The 15,643-nt window shown below is 35.6% G+C and carries 16 protein-coding genes and 1 pseudogene; 10 read left to right on the forward strand and 7 right to left on the reverse strand.

Annotated elements, in window-relative coordinates:
• A partial coding sequence (locus H6F32_RS19165) for a MerR family DNA-binding transcriptional regulator (RefSeq protein ID WP_190370874.1) occupies positions 1 to 103 on the reverse strand: 103 nt, incomplete at its 3' end.
• 205 nt (positions 104 to 308) lie between these two features.
• On the opposite strand from H6F32_RS19165, the gene ftsH reads away from it, so the two are divergent.
• Complete coding sequence (gene ftsH / locus H6F32_RS19170; RefSeq protein ID WP_190370875.1) at positions 309 to 2,243, forward strand: ATP-dependent zinc metalloprotease FtsH; 1,935 nt, start codon at positions 309 to 311, stop codon at positions 2,241 to 2,243.
• Positions 2,244 to 2,832: 589 nt separating this feature from the next.
• On the opposite strand, the gene H6F32_RS19175 is transcribed toward ftsH, so the two are convergent.
• Positions 2,833 to 3,210: a Mo-dependent nitrogenase C-terminal domain-containing protein gene (locus tag H6F32_RS19175; protein WP_190370876.1), complete on the reverse strand. Its 378-nt coding sequence runs from the start codon at positions 3,208 to 3,210 to the stop codon at positions 2,833 to 2,835.
• A 1,764-nt stretch (positions 3,211 to 4,974) separates the two neighbouring features.
• Between H6F32_RS19175 and H6F32_RS19180 the strand changes: the two genes are divergently transcribed.
• Entirely contained in the window at positions 4,975 to 5,172 is a 198-nt protein-coding gene (locus H6F32_RS19180) for a DUF2811 domain-containing protein (RefSeq protein ID WP_190370877.1), read from the forward strand.
• Positions 5,173 to 5,501: 329 nt separating this feature from the next.
• Positions 5,502 to 6,119, forward strand: coding sequence for a CPP1-like family protein (locus H6F32_RS19185; protein ID WP_190370878.1), 618 nt, complete (start codon positions 5,502 to 5,504; stop codon positions 6,117 to 6,119).
• A gap of 103 nt (positions 6,120 to 6,222) precedes the next feature.
• On the opposite strand, the gene H6F32_RS19190 is transcribed toward H6F32_RS19185, so the two are convergent.
• From H6F32_RS19190 to H6F32_RS19200, 3 genes are all read right to left on the reverse strand, one after another.
• Positions 6,223 to 6,651, reverse strand: a complete 429-nt coding sequence (locus H6F32_RS19190; RefSeq protein ID WP_190370879.1) for a SufE family protein — start codon at positions 6,649 to 6,651, stop codon at positions 6,223 to 6,225.
• Positions 6,652 to 6,939: 288 nt separating this feature from the next.
• Positions 6,940 to 7,620: a nucleotidyl transferase AbiEii/AbiGii toxin family protein gene (locus H6F32_RS19195; RefSeq protein ID WP_190370880.1), complete on the reverse strand. Its 681-nt coding sequence runs from the start codon at positions 7,618 to 7,620 to the stop codon at positions 6,940 to 6,942.
• Positions 7,617 to 7,853, reverse strand: coding sequence for a hypothetical protein (locus H6F32_RS19200; protein WP_190370881.1), 237 nt, complete (start codon positions 7,851 to 7,853; stop codon positions 7,617 to 7,619). Before H6F32_RS19200 ends, H6F32_RS19195 begins: the two co-directional genes overlap by 4 nt.
• Before the next feature lie 267 nt (positions 7,854 to 8,120).
• On the opposite strand from H6F32_RS19200, the pseudogene H6F32_RS21270 reads away from it, so the two are divergent.
• A pseudogene (locus tag H6F32_RS21270) lies at positions 8,121 to 8,231 on the forward strand (IS701 family transposase); the annotation flags it as partial.
• A 192-nt stretch (positions 8,232 to 8,423) separates the two neighbouring features.
• Here H6F32_RS21270 and H6F32_RS19205 read toward each other — a convergent pair.
• Both H6F32_RS19205 and H6F32_RS19210 read right to left on the reverse strand, forming a co-directional pair.
• On the reverse strand, positions 8,424 to 8,708 hold the full coding sequence (locus H6F32_RS19205) for a YiaA/YiaB family inner membrane protein (protein WP_190370882.1): 285 nt from the start codon (positions 8,706 to 8,708) through the stop codon (positions 8,424 to 8,426).
• Between the two features lie 319 nt (positions 8,709 to 9,027).
• On the reverse strand, positions 9,028 to 9,966 hold the full coding sequence (locus tag H6F32_RS19210; protein ID WP_190370883.1) for a glycosyltransferase family 9 protein: 939 nt from the start codon (positions 9,964 to 9,966) through the stop codon (positions 9,028 to 9,030).
• A gap of 317 nt (positions 9,967 to 10,283) precedes the next feature.
• Between H6F32_RS19210 and ispD the strand changes: the two genes are divergently transcribed.
• The 6 genes from ispD to H6F32_RS19240 all read left to right on the forward strand — a co-directional run bounded on the left by ispD (position 10,284) and on the right by H6F32_RS19240 (position 15,471).
• Entirely contained in the window at positions 10,284 to 10,961 is a 678-nt protein-coding gene (gene ispD / locus H6F32_RS19215; RefSeq protein ID WP_190370884.1) for a 2-C-methyl-D-erythritol 4-phosphate cytidylyltransferase, read from the forward strand.
• A 100-nt stretch (positions 10,962 to 11,061) separates the two neighbouring features.
• Positions 11,062 to 11,622 carry an SMC-Scp complex subunit ScpB gene (gene scpB / locus H6F32_RS19220; RefSeq protein WP_190370885.1) on the forward strand — a complete coding sequence of 187 codons (561 nt, stop codon included), beginning with the start codon at positions 11,062 to 11,064 and terminating at the stop codon, positions 11,620 to 11,622.
• A 203-nt stretch (positions 11,623 to 11,825) separates the two neighbouring features.
• Complete coding sequence (locus H6F32_RS19225; RefSeq protein ID WP_190370886.1) at positions 11,826 to 12,170, forward strand: DUF760 domain-containing protein; 345 nt, start codon at positions 11,826 to 11,828, stop codon at positions 12,168 to 12,170.
• 525 nt (positions 12,171 to 12,695) lie between these two features.
• A complete protein-coding gene (locus H6F32_RS19230) occupies positions 12,696 to 13,193 on the forward strand; it encodes a hypothetical protein (protein ID WP_190370887.1) in 498 nt (165 codons plus the stop codon).
• Positions 13,194 to 13,942: 749 nt separating this feature from the next.
• Positions 13,943 to 14,722: a photosystem II S4 domain protein gene (locus H6F32_RS19235; protein ID WP_190370888.1), complete on the forward strand. Its 780-nt coding sequence runs from the start codon at positions 13,943 to 13,945 to the stop codon at positions 14,720 to 14,722.
• 224 nt (positions 14,723 to 14,946) lie between these two features.
• Positions 14,947 to 15,471 carry a type IV pilin-like G/H family protein gene (locus tag H6F32_RS19240; protein ID WP_190370889.1) on the forward strand — a complete coding sequence of 175 codons (525 nt, stop codon included), beginning with the start codon at positions 14,947 to 14,949 and terminating at the stop codon, positions 15,469 to 15,471.
• Positions 15,472 to 15,643: the final 172 nt, after the last annotated feature.

The following is a 15,643-nucleotide window of genomic DNA, read 5'->3' on the forward strand; positions in this document are numbered from 1 at the left end:
CCGACAAAGTCCTCTTGGCTGGAAGTTTCCCTTCTACATCCCATCTCTGCAAGGTCTTAACTGAAACTCCAATCTTTTTAGCAAATTCATGAGGCTTAAACATAAAATCACCCCTAGGTTTGTCTATGAGTGTACAGGTTTGTTTATTAAATTGTCAACTTAGGACTAGCTCATTTTCCTAAAATATCTCTACAATGGTTTTTAGATACAAAACTTTACAAAACAATTGATAATTAGGTTGGCTAGTTAATTATAGATACACCTGTACCTATTTGCTGTCATCTAGTATATACATGAGGTAAGTGAAAATGCCAGTAGAAACTAATAATAGTAAGCAAATGAAAACACCAAAAATTAGGCAGTTTGGCGGCAGTTTACTGATCTTCCTGACGCTGTTACTAGCACTAAACTTTATTCTACCCACCTTTTTTGGACCGAGTTTAACTCAAGTTCCCTATAGTGATTTTATTAGTCAAGTCCAAGCGGGTAAAGTTAATAAAGCGATTATTGGCAGCGATCTTATTGAATACGCTATTAAAACCACAACTCCTCAAGGTCAGGAAGTAGAACAAATTTTCCGCACTACACCAGTGGCCATAGACCTAGATTTACCTAAAATACTCCGGGAGAACAAAGTTGAATTTGCCGCGCCTCCACCGGCAAAAAATGGCTGGATAGGAACGTTATTAAGTTGGGTTGCACCCCCCTTAATATTCTTCGGCATTTGGGGTTTTTTAATGAGTCGTCAAGGTGGCGGGCCTGCGGCACTGACGGTGGGTAAAAGCAAAGCCCGCATTTATTCTGAAGGTAGCACCGGTGTAAAATTCCTAGATGTGGCAGGAATAGATGAGGCTAAGGCAGAATTAGAGGAAATCGTGGATTTTCTCAAAAATGCTAGTAAATACACTACATTAGGGGCGAAAATTCCTAAAGGAGTCCTATTAGTTGGACCACCAGGAACAGGTAAGACGTTATTAGCAAAAGCGATCGCTGGTGAAGCAGGTGTACCATTTTTCAGCATATCTGGTTCAGAGTTTATTGAATTATTTGTGGGTGTAGGTGCTGCTAGAGTTAGAGACTTATTTGAACAGGCTAAACAACAAGCACCCTGCATAGTATTTATAGATGAACTAGATGCGCTAGGTAAATCTCGTGGAGGTGCAGGCGGTTTTGTGGGTGGCAATGACGAAAGGGAACAAACCCTCAATCAGTTACTAACAGAAATGGATGGTTTTGACGCAAATACAGGGGTAATAATTATCGCTGCTACCAACCGTCCAGAAGTGCTTGATCCTGCATTACGTCGTCCAGGTCGTTTTGATAGACAAATAGTAGTAGATAGACCAGATAAAATCGGTCGTGAAGCAATACTTAACGTTCATGCAAGAAACGTTAAATTAGCCGAAGATGTTAATTTAGGGATTATTGCTACAAAAACTCCAGGTTTTGCTGGGGCGGATCTAGCTAACTTAGTAAATGAAGCAGCACTTTTAGCTGCAAGAAATAACCGTCAATCTGTGATCATGGCAGATTTTAATGAAGCCATAGAAAGACTTATTGCAGGTTTAGAAAAGCGCTCCCGCGTATTAAATGAACTGGAAAAGAAAACAGTAGCTTATCATGAAGTTGGTCATGCTATTATTGGTGCATTAATGCCTGGATCTGGTAAAGTTGAAAAAATTTCCGTTGTACCGCGTGGAATAGGGGCATTGGGTTATACCATTCAAATGCCAGAAGAAGATCGTTTTTTAATGATAGAAGATGAAATTCGCGGACGTATTGCTACATTATTAGGGGGACGTTCAGCAGAAGAAATTGTCTTTGGTAAGGTATCCACTGGTGCATCTGATGACATTCAAAAAGCTACAGATTTAGCGGAAAGATATGTCACATTATATGGAATGAGTGATAAGCTCGGTCCAGTAGCCTTTGAAAAAGTTCAACAACAATTTTTAGAAGGATATAGTAACCCCCGTCGTGCTATTAGTTCCCAAGTGGCAACAGAAATTGATCTAGAAGTGAAGGAAATTGTCGATCATGCCCATCATATTGCTTTAAGTATTTTACAAAATAACCGTAATTTATTAGAAGAAACTGCACAATTATTATTGCAAAAGGAAATTTTGGAAGGTGCAGAATTACGGGAATTTTTGAGTAAAGCTAATGTACCAACTGAGTTATCACAATGGTTAAAAACTGGAAAAGTTGATAGTAGTCAACCTTTGTTACAAAGTCTTTTGTAATTAGTCTTGTAGGGTGCGTCACACTCCATCAATTATCTCAATCAATAGATTTATTATATCTGACGCACTCTACGTATTCCTATAGTATTTTTAATTACATTTTCAGCATTATTACGTAGCGGTAATTCATGAATTACCGCTACTTTCGTTGAATTTTGTGTAAGTCCCCTATCTAACATTTACAGCAGATTCGAGGTTGATAAGGTACACTTACAGATTGAACTTCAATTTTTCAAACTACCTTTTAAAGTTGGTGTACCTCATTTACTGCAAAAGCGCTGTATTTAATTTAAAACATCAATAACAAAATCCCGGATCTTCTTAGACAAGTCGGTAATCTGAATAAACCCCTACAAAGATAATGATTTTTGTAAATAAATTACAGCTGTAAATAAATTGCTATTTCTCATTAATCAATGATGCTATTGATTGTCTAATATTTCACCTTCCTAAGCTGTTGTTCCTTTAACTTGAATAATTAATACAAGCAAGATGCTTGTGCTACTGTAACTTCAGGTTTTTTAATTATACAGTGAGTGCTGCACATTAGCTTAATTATCAAGTATTTTTGCTCACCCGATCATGTTTTTTAACAATACTGGGAAATATCTTCTCCACATTCATCGGCTAAATAACATAATGCCCTAAATCTTAAACCTACTACCTCTTGATATAATGGATTTAATTTACACATCGGTGGAATGTGAAATAGTGTTCTTCCAAATAATTTTACATCTCTCTCAAATGGACATTGGGCAGGTATTAAGCTACACACACGATGAGCAAACTTGCGATCGCGCACTTGTAAACTATCCAGCCAATGACGTAAAGGACGCAAAATATCCCATTTTCCTTGATAACTACTGATTTGTAAGTTATCTGTAGAAGTTTCTCTGACTGGAGTATGATGTACAGAAATCCAACTAGCGATAAAAATTTTTCTTGTGCGATTTTCAGATGCGTTCATGGTAATTCCTCTATATTTTTGAGGGTATTCACCTTACTGATGAATATACAATATAACAAAAACCTTTTCAGGAAAAATAGTAATCTGACTGAAATTCTCTAAAAACTTTTAGTAACTTAGCTTTGTCAGAGTCTATGTATTACTACGTCAATTAAATCTTACTTCCCTCAAAATTAGTGGTCTAATTGGCTAAACTTTTTCATATCTTCACCCCTTTAAAATTCTAGTAAAGTTATCTGTCTTTGGTTGTAATCTCGGTCAAATTTTACAAACATTAACATATATATCTTTATTGGTATCTGGATATCTACCTAAACTATCTATACGTAGGACTTTCAGATGGTATTTGTCTAAGTTTTCTCATTCTTTGATCTGTCTAACTACTTGACAACTACTATCTTATGTCAGGTGGAAAATTATTAGCCATAATTGATCAAGTCCTTATCACATCAGCCTTTGGGTAGAATTTATCAATTAATTAGGGTGAAAATTTCTGGAGTTGTATAAAAGTTATGAGTTTTGATCAAAAATTTTATTGATTGCAAACTCCTTACTGTAAGAATTGTTAATTGTATTTACCGGATAAATGATATGTTTTCTCAATAAAATTGCCAAATTTTTTTAGACTAAAATTTTGATATTTTGAGACTGTCATATAATATTACTATATCTTATTGATCCCTATGATGATCTTCTCCTGTTCTGTCCATTCTGTCCATAAATATGCTTACGGCTATTTTCAGGTAAATGAACTACAGTTTTTATTTCCTGCACAGGTGATATTTAGTGTTTATGTCAAAAATTGTATTATTTTGCGCTTAATAACTTACTTTGTCATAATATAGCAAATCATGTAATAAATAGTCTGTTTTTATCCAAGATTCATTATTATTTAATTTAATAAAAACCTTTGATATTAGTATAAAAAATAAATATTCTAAATATAGCAGTATCTGTTACAAATAATTTTATTTATTCATGTTTATACATAGTTATTATATATAAACATGAGAGTTAGCAATATTAGCCTACCACAGTCAGATCCCTAAATTCCCGACTTCTTCAAGATGTCGGGGATCTTATTGTTCCATTTATTGTTCAATTTTTGTAATTCTTATTATTAACCATGATTTTCCTCACATATTCCACACACTTTCCACAGATAATTGGGGAGTTTTCCACAGGTGTTTAACGAATTAATCAGCTATTGTTAACTTACTGGGGATTTTTTTCATGCTACACAGTAATCAATGACTAACTGAGTTTTTATTAAGTTATATTAAAAAAATGTCATGCAAAAGCTGAGTATTTCGTAATGATATATTTTTTACCTGCTAATTTTTAACATTTCGCAGCATTGACAAACCTGCCCGTTGTGAGGTCAAAATAGTTAGTCTTAGTTTTAGTTAATGATTTTGCTTACAGCAATTTTCATGTAGTTAAGCCAGAAACCCTAGAATCCCTCAATAAAGCAATGACAATCGCAGTTAATTATATTACAGAAGATGATGCCTTCAGCTGGTTCAACCACTGTGGCTTATTTACCTGAAAACTGCTGTAATGATTTTGCTGAGTGGTTTTGTTTAATCTTGTCCTTTTTATAGATACAGAACTAACAGGATGAACAGTGACAAAATACCTAAAAGACCAAGAGATTTTAAACTCTATTACCTATTGTCTATTTTCTGTTATCTGCTGTAATTAAACACCAGTGAAAATCAGGACAAGTAACTTTTATTAATGTGTCTAACAAAGGAAAATATTATGAACGCCACAGTTCCCATTATTACTGAAATCCCTGCATCATTACAGGAATCATTGAATACCTATTTAGCTACCCATCCTGACTGGGATCAAACAAGAGTATTAACAGCAGCGTTATCTTTGTTTTTATTACAAAATGGAGAGAGCGATCGCCGTGCTGCAAGAGTATATTTAGAAACTTTATTTCATAACGGTTAAGGGAGTTCAAGCAGTAAACAGGGGCAGCCATGGGTGGTTGCCCAAGGTTGTAAAAAACATAGACAAATATTTTTATGTTTGTATTTAGGTAATCTCCATTTACCTAAAACTAAAATACCCCTAAAAATTATTGTGTAATTCTACTAAGGGATAGCTGCTCCCATGATCCCCGTTGAAGTAGAAAGTAAAGTCTAGTGTTGTCTAGGTTTTATATAGCAGATTTTGACTTGAGATATAATAGTTGGAACATTGGTTTAGATCAAAGTAAAATCTAAAGTTGTTATACAGTTAATTTTGTTACTAAAATAAGGGTAAAGTAATATACTCCCATGAGCGATCAAAATCCCTACGAAAAACTTGGGGTATCAGAAGATGCTACCTTCGATGAAATTCAGGATGCTCGCAATCGCCTATTGGAGCAATATCATGGTGATGGCGCGAGTTTAGAGCTAGTTGAAGCAGCTTATGATGCGATTTTAATGGAAAGACTGAGAATGCGCCAAGAAGGCAAAATTAAAGTGCCAGAACGCATTCGTTTTCCAGAAATGCGATCGCCTTCTGTTACTCCAGAAAGTTCCCCCCAAGTTCTTCAGTCTCCAGCATGGTTACAACGAACCTTAGATCAGCCAAGTTTGACTGATATCCTTGTACCAGGAGGCTGGTATCTGGGTTTAAGTTTAATTAGTGTGTTTTTTCCAGCAGCAATTTTACAGCTAACCTTAGCAGCTGGTGTAGGAGTCAGTATTTACTTTCTTAATCGCAAAGAAAGTATATTTTACAGAGCGGTTTTATTAACCTTAGTTAGTTTAATAATTGGCTTAATTTCTGGAGGACTGATAGCTGGTTGGTTATTGCCACAATTACCATTAATAAATTTGACAGCCAATCAGTTTTCGACGCTGCTAACATTTATATTAATGTGGTTAGTAACTAGCTTTTTACGTTAATTGTTGGTGATTGGTGATTGGTGATTGGTGATTGATAGTTGATAGTTGATACAATTTCTTCTGTTTAGCTGTCACCTGTCACCTGTTACCTGTTACCCGTTACCTACTCCTGACACTCTAAGGCTTTTTTCTGCATAGTTTTAAAGATGTTATAAAACCCATTAGCGCGAGACGGTGTTAAACTCACATTTAAACCAGTATCTTGGATAAAATCAGGAGCTAAATTGACTATCTCAGTGGGCGTGAGTCCATTTAATCCCTGTATTAATAGTGCTAATAGTCCTTTTGTTAATTGAGAATCAGAATCACCACCAAAGGTCACTTTACCATCTGCTAATGCCGCGGTGACGTACACTTGAGAAACACAACCAGGAACCTTATTTTCAGGAATTTTCCCTTCTTCAGCAAATGCAGGCAATTTTTGGGCATACCATATTAGTTGTTCATAACGTCGTTTTGGATCTGTGGATTTTTGGAAGCGTTGTACAATTTTAGCCAATGCCGGTGGTAAAGAATCAATGCTTGATGACATGATGAATTGTATAAATATTTATGATTTATGGAAATAACTATTATTTTATATTATCTTATAGCAGGAATAGTAATTAGGCTAAGAACTAACCATTACTTTATAGATTATAGATTATAGATTTAGGACTTACGCATTGACATAATCAACTAAATATGGACTATGGGTTTCGGGCATTTTAACGTGATTTTTTGATGATTTTTGAGTGATAGCTTCCCTTGCCGTGAGCATTGCTACTGATCAGAAGTTAATCGCCAAAAGCCTGAAACGACGGATTTTCGTTCATTCACATCATGGTGAATTTGTACAGTGCGTAAGTCCTAGGATCTGTGCTTTATCAACTTGTAGTCCAACAAAAAATTTTTCTCTGTAATCTGGTCTTGACTGAAAGCGTTCAATCGCTTTTTTTAAAGGTCGCATCACTTCATAAGCGATTTCAGCCTTATCAATTGATACTTGAAGGATTGGAGATTGCAACCTGAGAACTGCTAGATCAATTAAATCTCTCGCCTCAACACTATCATCCATGTAGCGGTCAGAATTTGACAGCAGTTTAGAGGTAAAACAGTCATTAATACTTAAACAGGGAACAGGCGACCATTCAGGATATCTTGGTGGGTCTAGTTGAAAACGAATTTCGGCAATAATTTCTGTTTTTATAGGGGTATTATCTACACAAACAACCATTCTTATCCCATATTGGTCAGTCGTAGCACGTCCAATTTGGATTTTACTCAAATCACGAAATAATGCTTCATGACCACCCTCAAAAACCACTGTACGGAGGTATTTATAACCTTGTGTACCAACGGAAGCAAGAAAATCAATATCCTTACTCCGTCGGTATTCTTGAAAATCAAGTGCAAGGAGAGTTCCACCACCGAAGTAAGCAGATCCCTCTTTTAGTACCTCAGAATCTAAACACTCAAGAATCGTGAGAATTTTATTGTGGTGTTCTAACCTGAAGGTCATAAGGCAACTTGTACCCAGGATTTATACCTTATAGCAAGGTTTTTTAGGAAATCAAGTTCTTCACCCTCAAGATTATTAAATAAGTCGTGATATCGCCAACCACGCTCATAGCGACTTAGCATTTCTTCTGGAGTAAACCGATAGACATCTGCTGTTTGCCAACAGATTGACTCCAAAAAAGGTAGTTTTTTGGGGACATTCATTGGGTCAGTTGTTGGTGCTGCGGTTGCCATAACTCTATTAACTGTCTTACCTTTGTTTCCTGATTTTTATTTTAAGTGGAGTTTATCTAACTCCCAATAGAATTTAAATTGTATATATATTAACTAGGACTTACGCATTGACAGAATAAAAAAATAGTGCATTGATAAATAAGGGTCGTCTAGTAATGGGTATGGGAGAATGAGAGAAATTACTAAACTCTCCACAGCACAATGCAACATAGACATCTACACCTTATTTTTGCTGTCAGAGCCAAAGTATGGAGGGTGCAGTAGTTTATGCGCTCTGAAAATATAATTAGCAACTGGTATGAAGTACAGAGGAATCTGTTTACTTTAGTTGTACGTGAGCATATTTTTGCTAATCTTAATAGCGATCGCATGATCTAGAATACATAGATAATGTTTTTTGTCAATGCGTAAGTCCTAAGATTATAGAAAATAATTCTCAATAATTTTCAGGATATATGAAGAATTATTAAGAAATGAAAGTATTTGCAAGGCCGATAATATGATTTTTCAGATACCGGACTTCTTAAAGAAGTCCGGTATCTAGTCAGTAGTAATCTGACTGGATCACTTTTATAACTTTGTTTCATGTTGAGATAACAGCTTTTCCACCTTTGCTTCCTCAATACGAGAAGTCAATTTCTTACTTTCATGCATATCTCTAGTAGTTTTAGCTAAAGAAAAAGTAGAAGCTACACTAAAAGCTAACCCCATACCCATAAAACCTTTAATCCAATTATCCACAGGTAAATTATAAATGCCAATAGAAGTAATGCTAATAGATAATATAAAAGATGCCCAAGTTTGAAAAACCCAGGCCGGACTATCTTTCATCGGCGTTTGATTAAAAGATTGCATATTTACCACCTAATTAAATTATGATTCTTTATACAAATTGTATATAATATTTCCCACGTGATTATATATCACCTTCCACTTCCATAAGTGTACTTAATTAACATGGCTAAAAAGTCCTAAAATTAACTAGTCAGTCATCAAAACTTTATGCCAGTTGACTAACTTGCACACAGATCCCCGACTTCTTAAAGAAGTCAGGGATCTAAATTTAGAGGAGTTAATTTATACTTGGAAAAACTTTTAAAACATCTAACTGCACAGCAGTTTGGATACATTTTAACCAATTTGCTAAGATGTTGAGCGATTTATGCAACTGTTTTTAACCCCAAATTTTCTCTAAAACTGTAGCAGGAGAAATATCTAATGTTTTTCCAGTTGGTGAGGTAATAGCTAAAATTTTCTCACTGGTTGGTAATATTTTCTCGGATGCTGGAGAAGCTAATAACGCAATGGTGTAAGTTTGTACTCCTACAGCTAGTTGTAACAAATCATTTTCTACGGATACCATTAAACTAGCAGCAGCAATTATGGCCGCAATTTTACCAATATTATCGGCAAATGTTACTTTAATTTGTGGACAATGTTCTAAGAGCGATCGCACAAATTCCTCATTCTTACCATCTTTAATTACCACAATTGGTAAATCAGGTTGTTTTTCTTGACATTTTTTAATGATTTGTTGCCAATTTTCCACAGGATAATTATTATCCATATTGGTGGTACTAGCATTGATCAAAATAAACCCAGATTCATTAGTACCTAAACGTTTTTGTTCCAATTGCCCCCATTCTATGGCTGACTTAGGTAAGTTTATGGCTAATTCGGGACAAGGTGCTTGAATATTTAAAGGTTGGAGTAAATCATGGTACGTTAACGCCATATATTGAGATAAGTTAGGCGTAATTAGATGGGTAAAAAATACCGATCCTGGTCCTTGATAGCCAATTCGTGTAGGTATTCCTGTTAACCACATCAACAAACCTACAAACCAACTTTGTCCGACAATGATGGCAATATCATATTCACGATCTCTAATCATACCCACAAAATTACCCCAATCCGCTAAACTATTACGATCCTGGTAATCGAAAGCAAAGACATCATTCACGGACTTACTGACTTGATAAGCTACCTTTGACTGGGGTTGAACAAAAACATCAATCTGTGCTTGAGGATATTGGCGCTGAAGACTGTCAAGAGTGGGAAAAAACAAAATTTGATTGTCAATTGATCCAGGTACAAGGGCTACTATACGCATAATATTTACTCTGGTGATTTTGTGGTTATTTGTGGTTATTTTAAGGGAATATGGTAAAGAGATCGAGCAATCAGGAGTTGAGAGTTGGGAGTCAGTAGGGTTGTATCACTACTTGATGGTGTCAGATTAATGTAAGTTGCCAGTTAGATGAATTAGGGTGCCTCAGAATCTTAAAATTGGTAATTTTAACCTAAATTATTCTGTCTGACGCACCCTACGGACTACAAAATATCGGAAAATTAATAACTAGCAACTTGGGTTAATAATCTATAAACTATCATCTATCACCTGTCACCTGTCACCTTAAAGGAGGTTCTGTGTATTTATTAATTCCTGCCGCTGGTAGTGGTAAACGTATGGGCGCTGATCGTAATAAATTATTACTAGAAGTCCATTCTCAACCTTTGCTGGCTTGGACTTTATTAGCGGCTGAAGCTGCAAGTTCTATCTCTTGGATCGGTATTGTTTCTCAACCTACTGACTGGGATGATTTTAAGGCTATTATCGCTAATTTAAACTTAAAAAAAACTATAGAATTTATTATCGGTGGTTCTACTCGTCAAGAATCTGTTTATAATGGCTTGCAAGCATTACCTAAAGAAGCAAATCATGTATTAATTCATGATGGGGCACGTTGTTTAATTACACCAGATTTATTTAATAAATGTGCCGAATCTATTTTACACTGTTCTGGTTTAATTGCTGGTGTACCCGTAAAGGATACCATTAAAATAGTGGATGATCAGGGTATGATTCAAGATACACCAAACCGCGCTTTTTTGTGGGCTGCTCAAACTCCCCAAGGTTTTGATGTAAAATTGTTGAAAAAATGTCATGATCAAGGTTTACGTCAAGGTTGGGAAGTGACAGATGATGCAGCTTTATTTGAAAAATGCGGTTTAGAAGTGAAAATAATACCAGGAGAAGAAACAAACTTGAAAATTACTACTCCTCAAGATTTGGCGATCGCTGAGTTTATTATTAAGAATAGATAGAAAGTCATCAGCATTCAGGAATTATATAGAAAAGTATGGATCAATTATAAGATATATAGACTATTAAATCTTATCACCAATTACCAATTACCGACCTAAAATGTCTGAAAATATATCTATAGCCAATAAAATAGAAGCAATTTTATATTTAAAAGGTAAACCATTATCTATTAGTGAAATTGCTGAATATGCAAGAAGCGATCGCGCTACTGTAGAAATAGGAATTATGGAATTAATGGATAATTATGCTAGGAGAGAAACTGCGTTAGAAGTAGTGGAAACAGGTAATAGTTATAGCTTACAAGTCAGATCAGAATTTCATGATTTAGTCCAAAAATTAATTCCTGTAGAATTAGGAATAGCGCCTTTAAGAACATTAGCAGCGATCGCTCTTAATAACCCCATCATGCAAAGTGAACTAATTAATTTACGTGGTTCTGGAGCGTATGATCATGTTAAAGAACTAGTAGAAGCAGGTTTTGTGAGAAAGAAAAAAGATGGTGATTCACGATCTTATACTTTACATATTACAGCTAAATTTCATCAATATTTTCAAATAGAACAACTTCCACAAATATTAGTAACCCAAAAAGAACAACAATTAGAATTACAATTAGAAGCAGACGAGTCAGGAGATCCAGAAGACGCTGCGCAGACTTAACGGTATGGCTTACGCCACACTGCGGTATCAGGAGTACGTAGGGGTTTAGCACTCCTAAACCCGTACAAGTAGTCACCGAGTCACCGAGTCGGTAGAAAATTCTATATTCTGACTCAGTGATTTGGTAACTCCTCCATCTTCTCTCAATTCTGTGATAATATAGTCTAAAGTACAATTAGCAACTGAGCTAATCAAAATTGCCAATGGTGTTTGATCCTGACTTTTTACACGACGACTCTGAGCAACACCCCCAACAACTTCTCAACGAGCCTTTTGGGGAAAACCCCAACCAGCTACTAAAATACCTACAGCATCAGTCTCCTGAAGTTCTATCCCGTGTCGCCCAAGGTGTCAGCCCCGAAATTAAACAGATCATTTCCCAAAATGTCCAAGGGTTAGTAGGAATGCTTCCCGGTGAACATTTTCATGTCCAAGTCACAACAGACAGGGATAACCTCGCTGGTCTGTTAGCATCCGCTATGATGACGGGCTATTTCTTACGTCAGATGGAACAAAGAATGCAATTAGAACATTTATCTAACGAATAAAAAATAATACAGGCATAATTCCGCCTGTACTATTTTCTATATACTCAGGATTTACACAGATAGTCCATTGGTAGGGTGCGTCAGATATCAACAATCTGTTTATTTGCAAAATTTATGCTGTTTGACGTACCCTACAAAAGATTTTTGGTGTGACACTGGCGCAAGTTCTAATACTTTAGATAATCTACTATTATTCAGTTCTTGCTTGATTTATTGGCTCTTAGCTAATAACCTATTTCATACCACCCAAATAGCAAAGACAAAAATCTCTGATCCTAGACTTACAGCAGTTTCCGTTATTATGAGGTACAGATATTAATGATAAAACCCTTGTAACACCGCCATCTTGCTGTGTTCCCAGTGTACCTCATGTAAATGCAATGTGCTGTATACTTGAAAGACTTGAAAATTAATGTTCTTCTATTCTTCTAGTTTTGTCGTGCTATATAAGTTCAAAATAAACAAAATAAAATTGTCCAGTCAACTGATTTACTTTAGTTTAATTGTAATCTTTTCTCATCTTTAATGAACTATCTAATTGCTGTACTACCAAATCGTATCCAAGCGGAAGCTGCTGATATCGCCTTAGAAAAACAAGGCATAAAAGGAACTATTTTAGGCAAGGGTTATAAAACCGCCGATGAATTTGGCTTAATTGATCCTAAAGAACAGGCCAGGAAACAAATTAAATTCATGGCAATTTGGTTAATACCATTTGGATTCTTTGCAGGGTTTACCTTTAGCTATATTACTGGCTTAGATACATTTGCGTGGGCTGGGGAAATAGGTAATCATGTAGTAGGAGGTTTATTAGGCGCTGCCAGTGGTTTTATGGGTAGCGTATTTGTTGGTGGTGGTGTTGGTTTAGTTGAAGGTAGTGGAGACGCTTTACCCTATCGTAACCGTTTAGATGCTGGTAAATATTTAATTGTTGTACAAGGATCGGAAATTATTACCCGTCAAGCTACCAAAATTTTACGGGACTTTGAACCAGAAAATATTCAAGGTTATGCTGAAAATTAGAAGTAACTGCGTATCAAAATCTGGATAAACTTGAAATATCATCAAGATCATCAAGAAAACTTCAAGAAGTGACTAATTTAGTTAAATGCTTGACAATACCCAGCACGTCATATACAGCAGTTTCCCTTATTATGAGGTACAGATGTTAATGACAAAACCCTTGTAACACCGGCATCTTGCCGTGTTCATAGTGTACCTCATATAGATGGAATGTGCTGTAAGTAACGTAAATTAAGCTAATGTGCAGCACTCACTGTATAATTAAAAAACCTGAAGTTACAGTAGCACAAGCATCTTGCTTGTATTAATTATTCAAGTTAAAGGCACAACAGCTTAATATCTTTTGCTGCAAGTGTTTGTGTTATAATCTGAATAATTGGTGATTGATAAAATTTAAGTCCTATTAATTATATTATATTTATGTTATACATATATTATATTTATACTATGGAGCACATTCGAGGTTGATGAAGTACAGTCAAAGATTGAACTTCAATTTCTAAAATGACCTTCTAAAATTGGTGTACCTCTTTTAGTTCAAAGGTGCTGTATTTACTGTATTTATATTATATAAAATTTTACTTTTTTTCGCCTAACCTGACCATTAAGTAATTCAGGACTTACGCAAAACAGAAGGTAGGGGCAATTCATGAATTACCCTTACCCAAGAAACAGGGTTTTACTTAAATCTTAGGTAAGTCCTATAATTGTTAGATTTTCCCTAGTTATAATTAACCTTTGCCAAAAATATGTTACCAAGAGAAGAACTTTTAAAAGGTGTTGAAAACCGGGATACCATCGCCCGTGTAATTGACCAAGCAGAGCAAGCTATAAAGACCTGGGAAGTCGTCTTAACAGATTTTTTATCTCCGCCAGAGTTAGCGGAAATTGAACGGGTATTTAAGCGATTAACAGAGGTGCATTTAGTGGCTTGGGGAGGATATCCCCAAGCAGAAAGACAAAGGATAGCGATCGCTCGCGCTGATTTACCTTTAGATCAGTCACAAGTTGCTATATCAGTATTAGAAGTAGCGGGTAATTTTCTATTTGATACCGCAACCCATCGAGACTTTTTAGGAGCGATGTTAGGTACAGGAATTGTCAGAGAAAAAACTGGTGATATTATTATTTTGGGAGAAAGAGGAGCGCAGGTAATTGTAGTACCTGAACTGGTAGAATTTTTAAGTATGAGTTTAAAACAAGTACGTTCTGTACCAGTGAAAACTCAAGCTATTGATATTAGTGAATTAAAAATTAGAGAACCTAAGAAAAAAGAATTAACTACCGTAGAAGCATCTTTAAGATTAGATGCGATCGCCTCTGCTGGTTTTGGTATGTCTCGTAGTAAAATGGTAGAATTAATAGATGGTGGAGATGTGCGCGTCAATTGGAAAGATGTCACACAAGCAAGTTATCAACTTAAATCAGGTGATTTAATCGCCATTCGTAGTAAAGGTAGATTACAAGTTGGGGAAATTGCGGTTACTAAAAAAGAACGTTATCGCATACAGTTGACTAGATATTCCTAAAAAGTTGTTTGAAAAGAATGCTTAATTTGTACAGTGGTTATGGTCCTATACTTATACAAACTTTTCAGAAATCCTCTAAGATAATTTTCACCACGAGTCTAATAGGCTTATATCAAAATGGTAAAAAAAGTTTTTGCAAGAGGTGATATAAAATTGATCAGAAGTGGGTAAACTGTTTGTATAAATAAAAAAACAAACAAAACATCACCTAAGTGCAAACTCTCATGAAAACTGAACTAAAAGCCAAATTTTTACAACACCTCCTGGGTAAAAAGAAAGAAGACGAAGGTTTCACCTTAATTGAACTGTTAGTTGTTATTATCATCATCGGTATTCTATCCGCCATTGCTCTACCTTCTTTTATCAACCAAGCAGCAAAAGCTAAACAAACAGAAGCAAAAACCACCATTAGTTCAGTCAACAAGGCCCAACAAACCCAACGGATAGAAAATGGCGTATTTGCTACCTCTATTACCAATCTATCAATTGGACTGACTGCCTCAAGCACTGCTAACTATGACTATACTTTAACTGCTGTTGGTACTGGTGCAAGTGCCACTATTACAGCTTCGGCCAAAGATACGACTTCTCTTAAAGGCTATGGCGGCGGTGTATTTATCTCAACTCCGACTGGTGATGCTCCGAGTATCATTTGTCAAACAACTGGAGTTCAAGGCAATACTAGTTCATCTGGGTTAACTCCGACTAGTGCTACAGCTTGTCCCTCTGGTATGGAAATTCTCAAATAAAGTTTTTGGTACTGCTGAATAGACATTTGGAGATCAAGATTGTAGAGCAAAATAGCCAAACTTTGCTCACATCTTGATAAACTTAAATCAAAACATGATCTAAGTATTGGACACAAATTCAAACGACTTAGATACAAGCTAAGACTAGCAATGGAAAGACTCAGAACTAGGA

It is taken from the genome of Anabaena sp. FACHB-1237 (assembly GCF_014696225.1).
Classification (GTDB): domain Bacteria; phylum Cyanobacteriota; class Cyanobacteriia; order Cyanobacteriales; family Nostocaceae; genus FACHB-1237.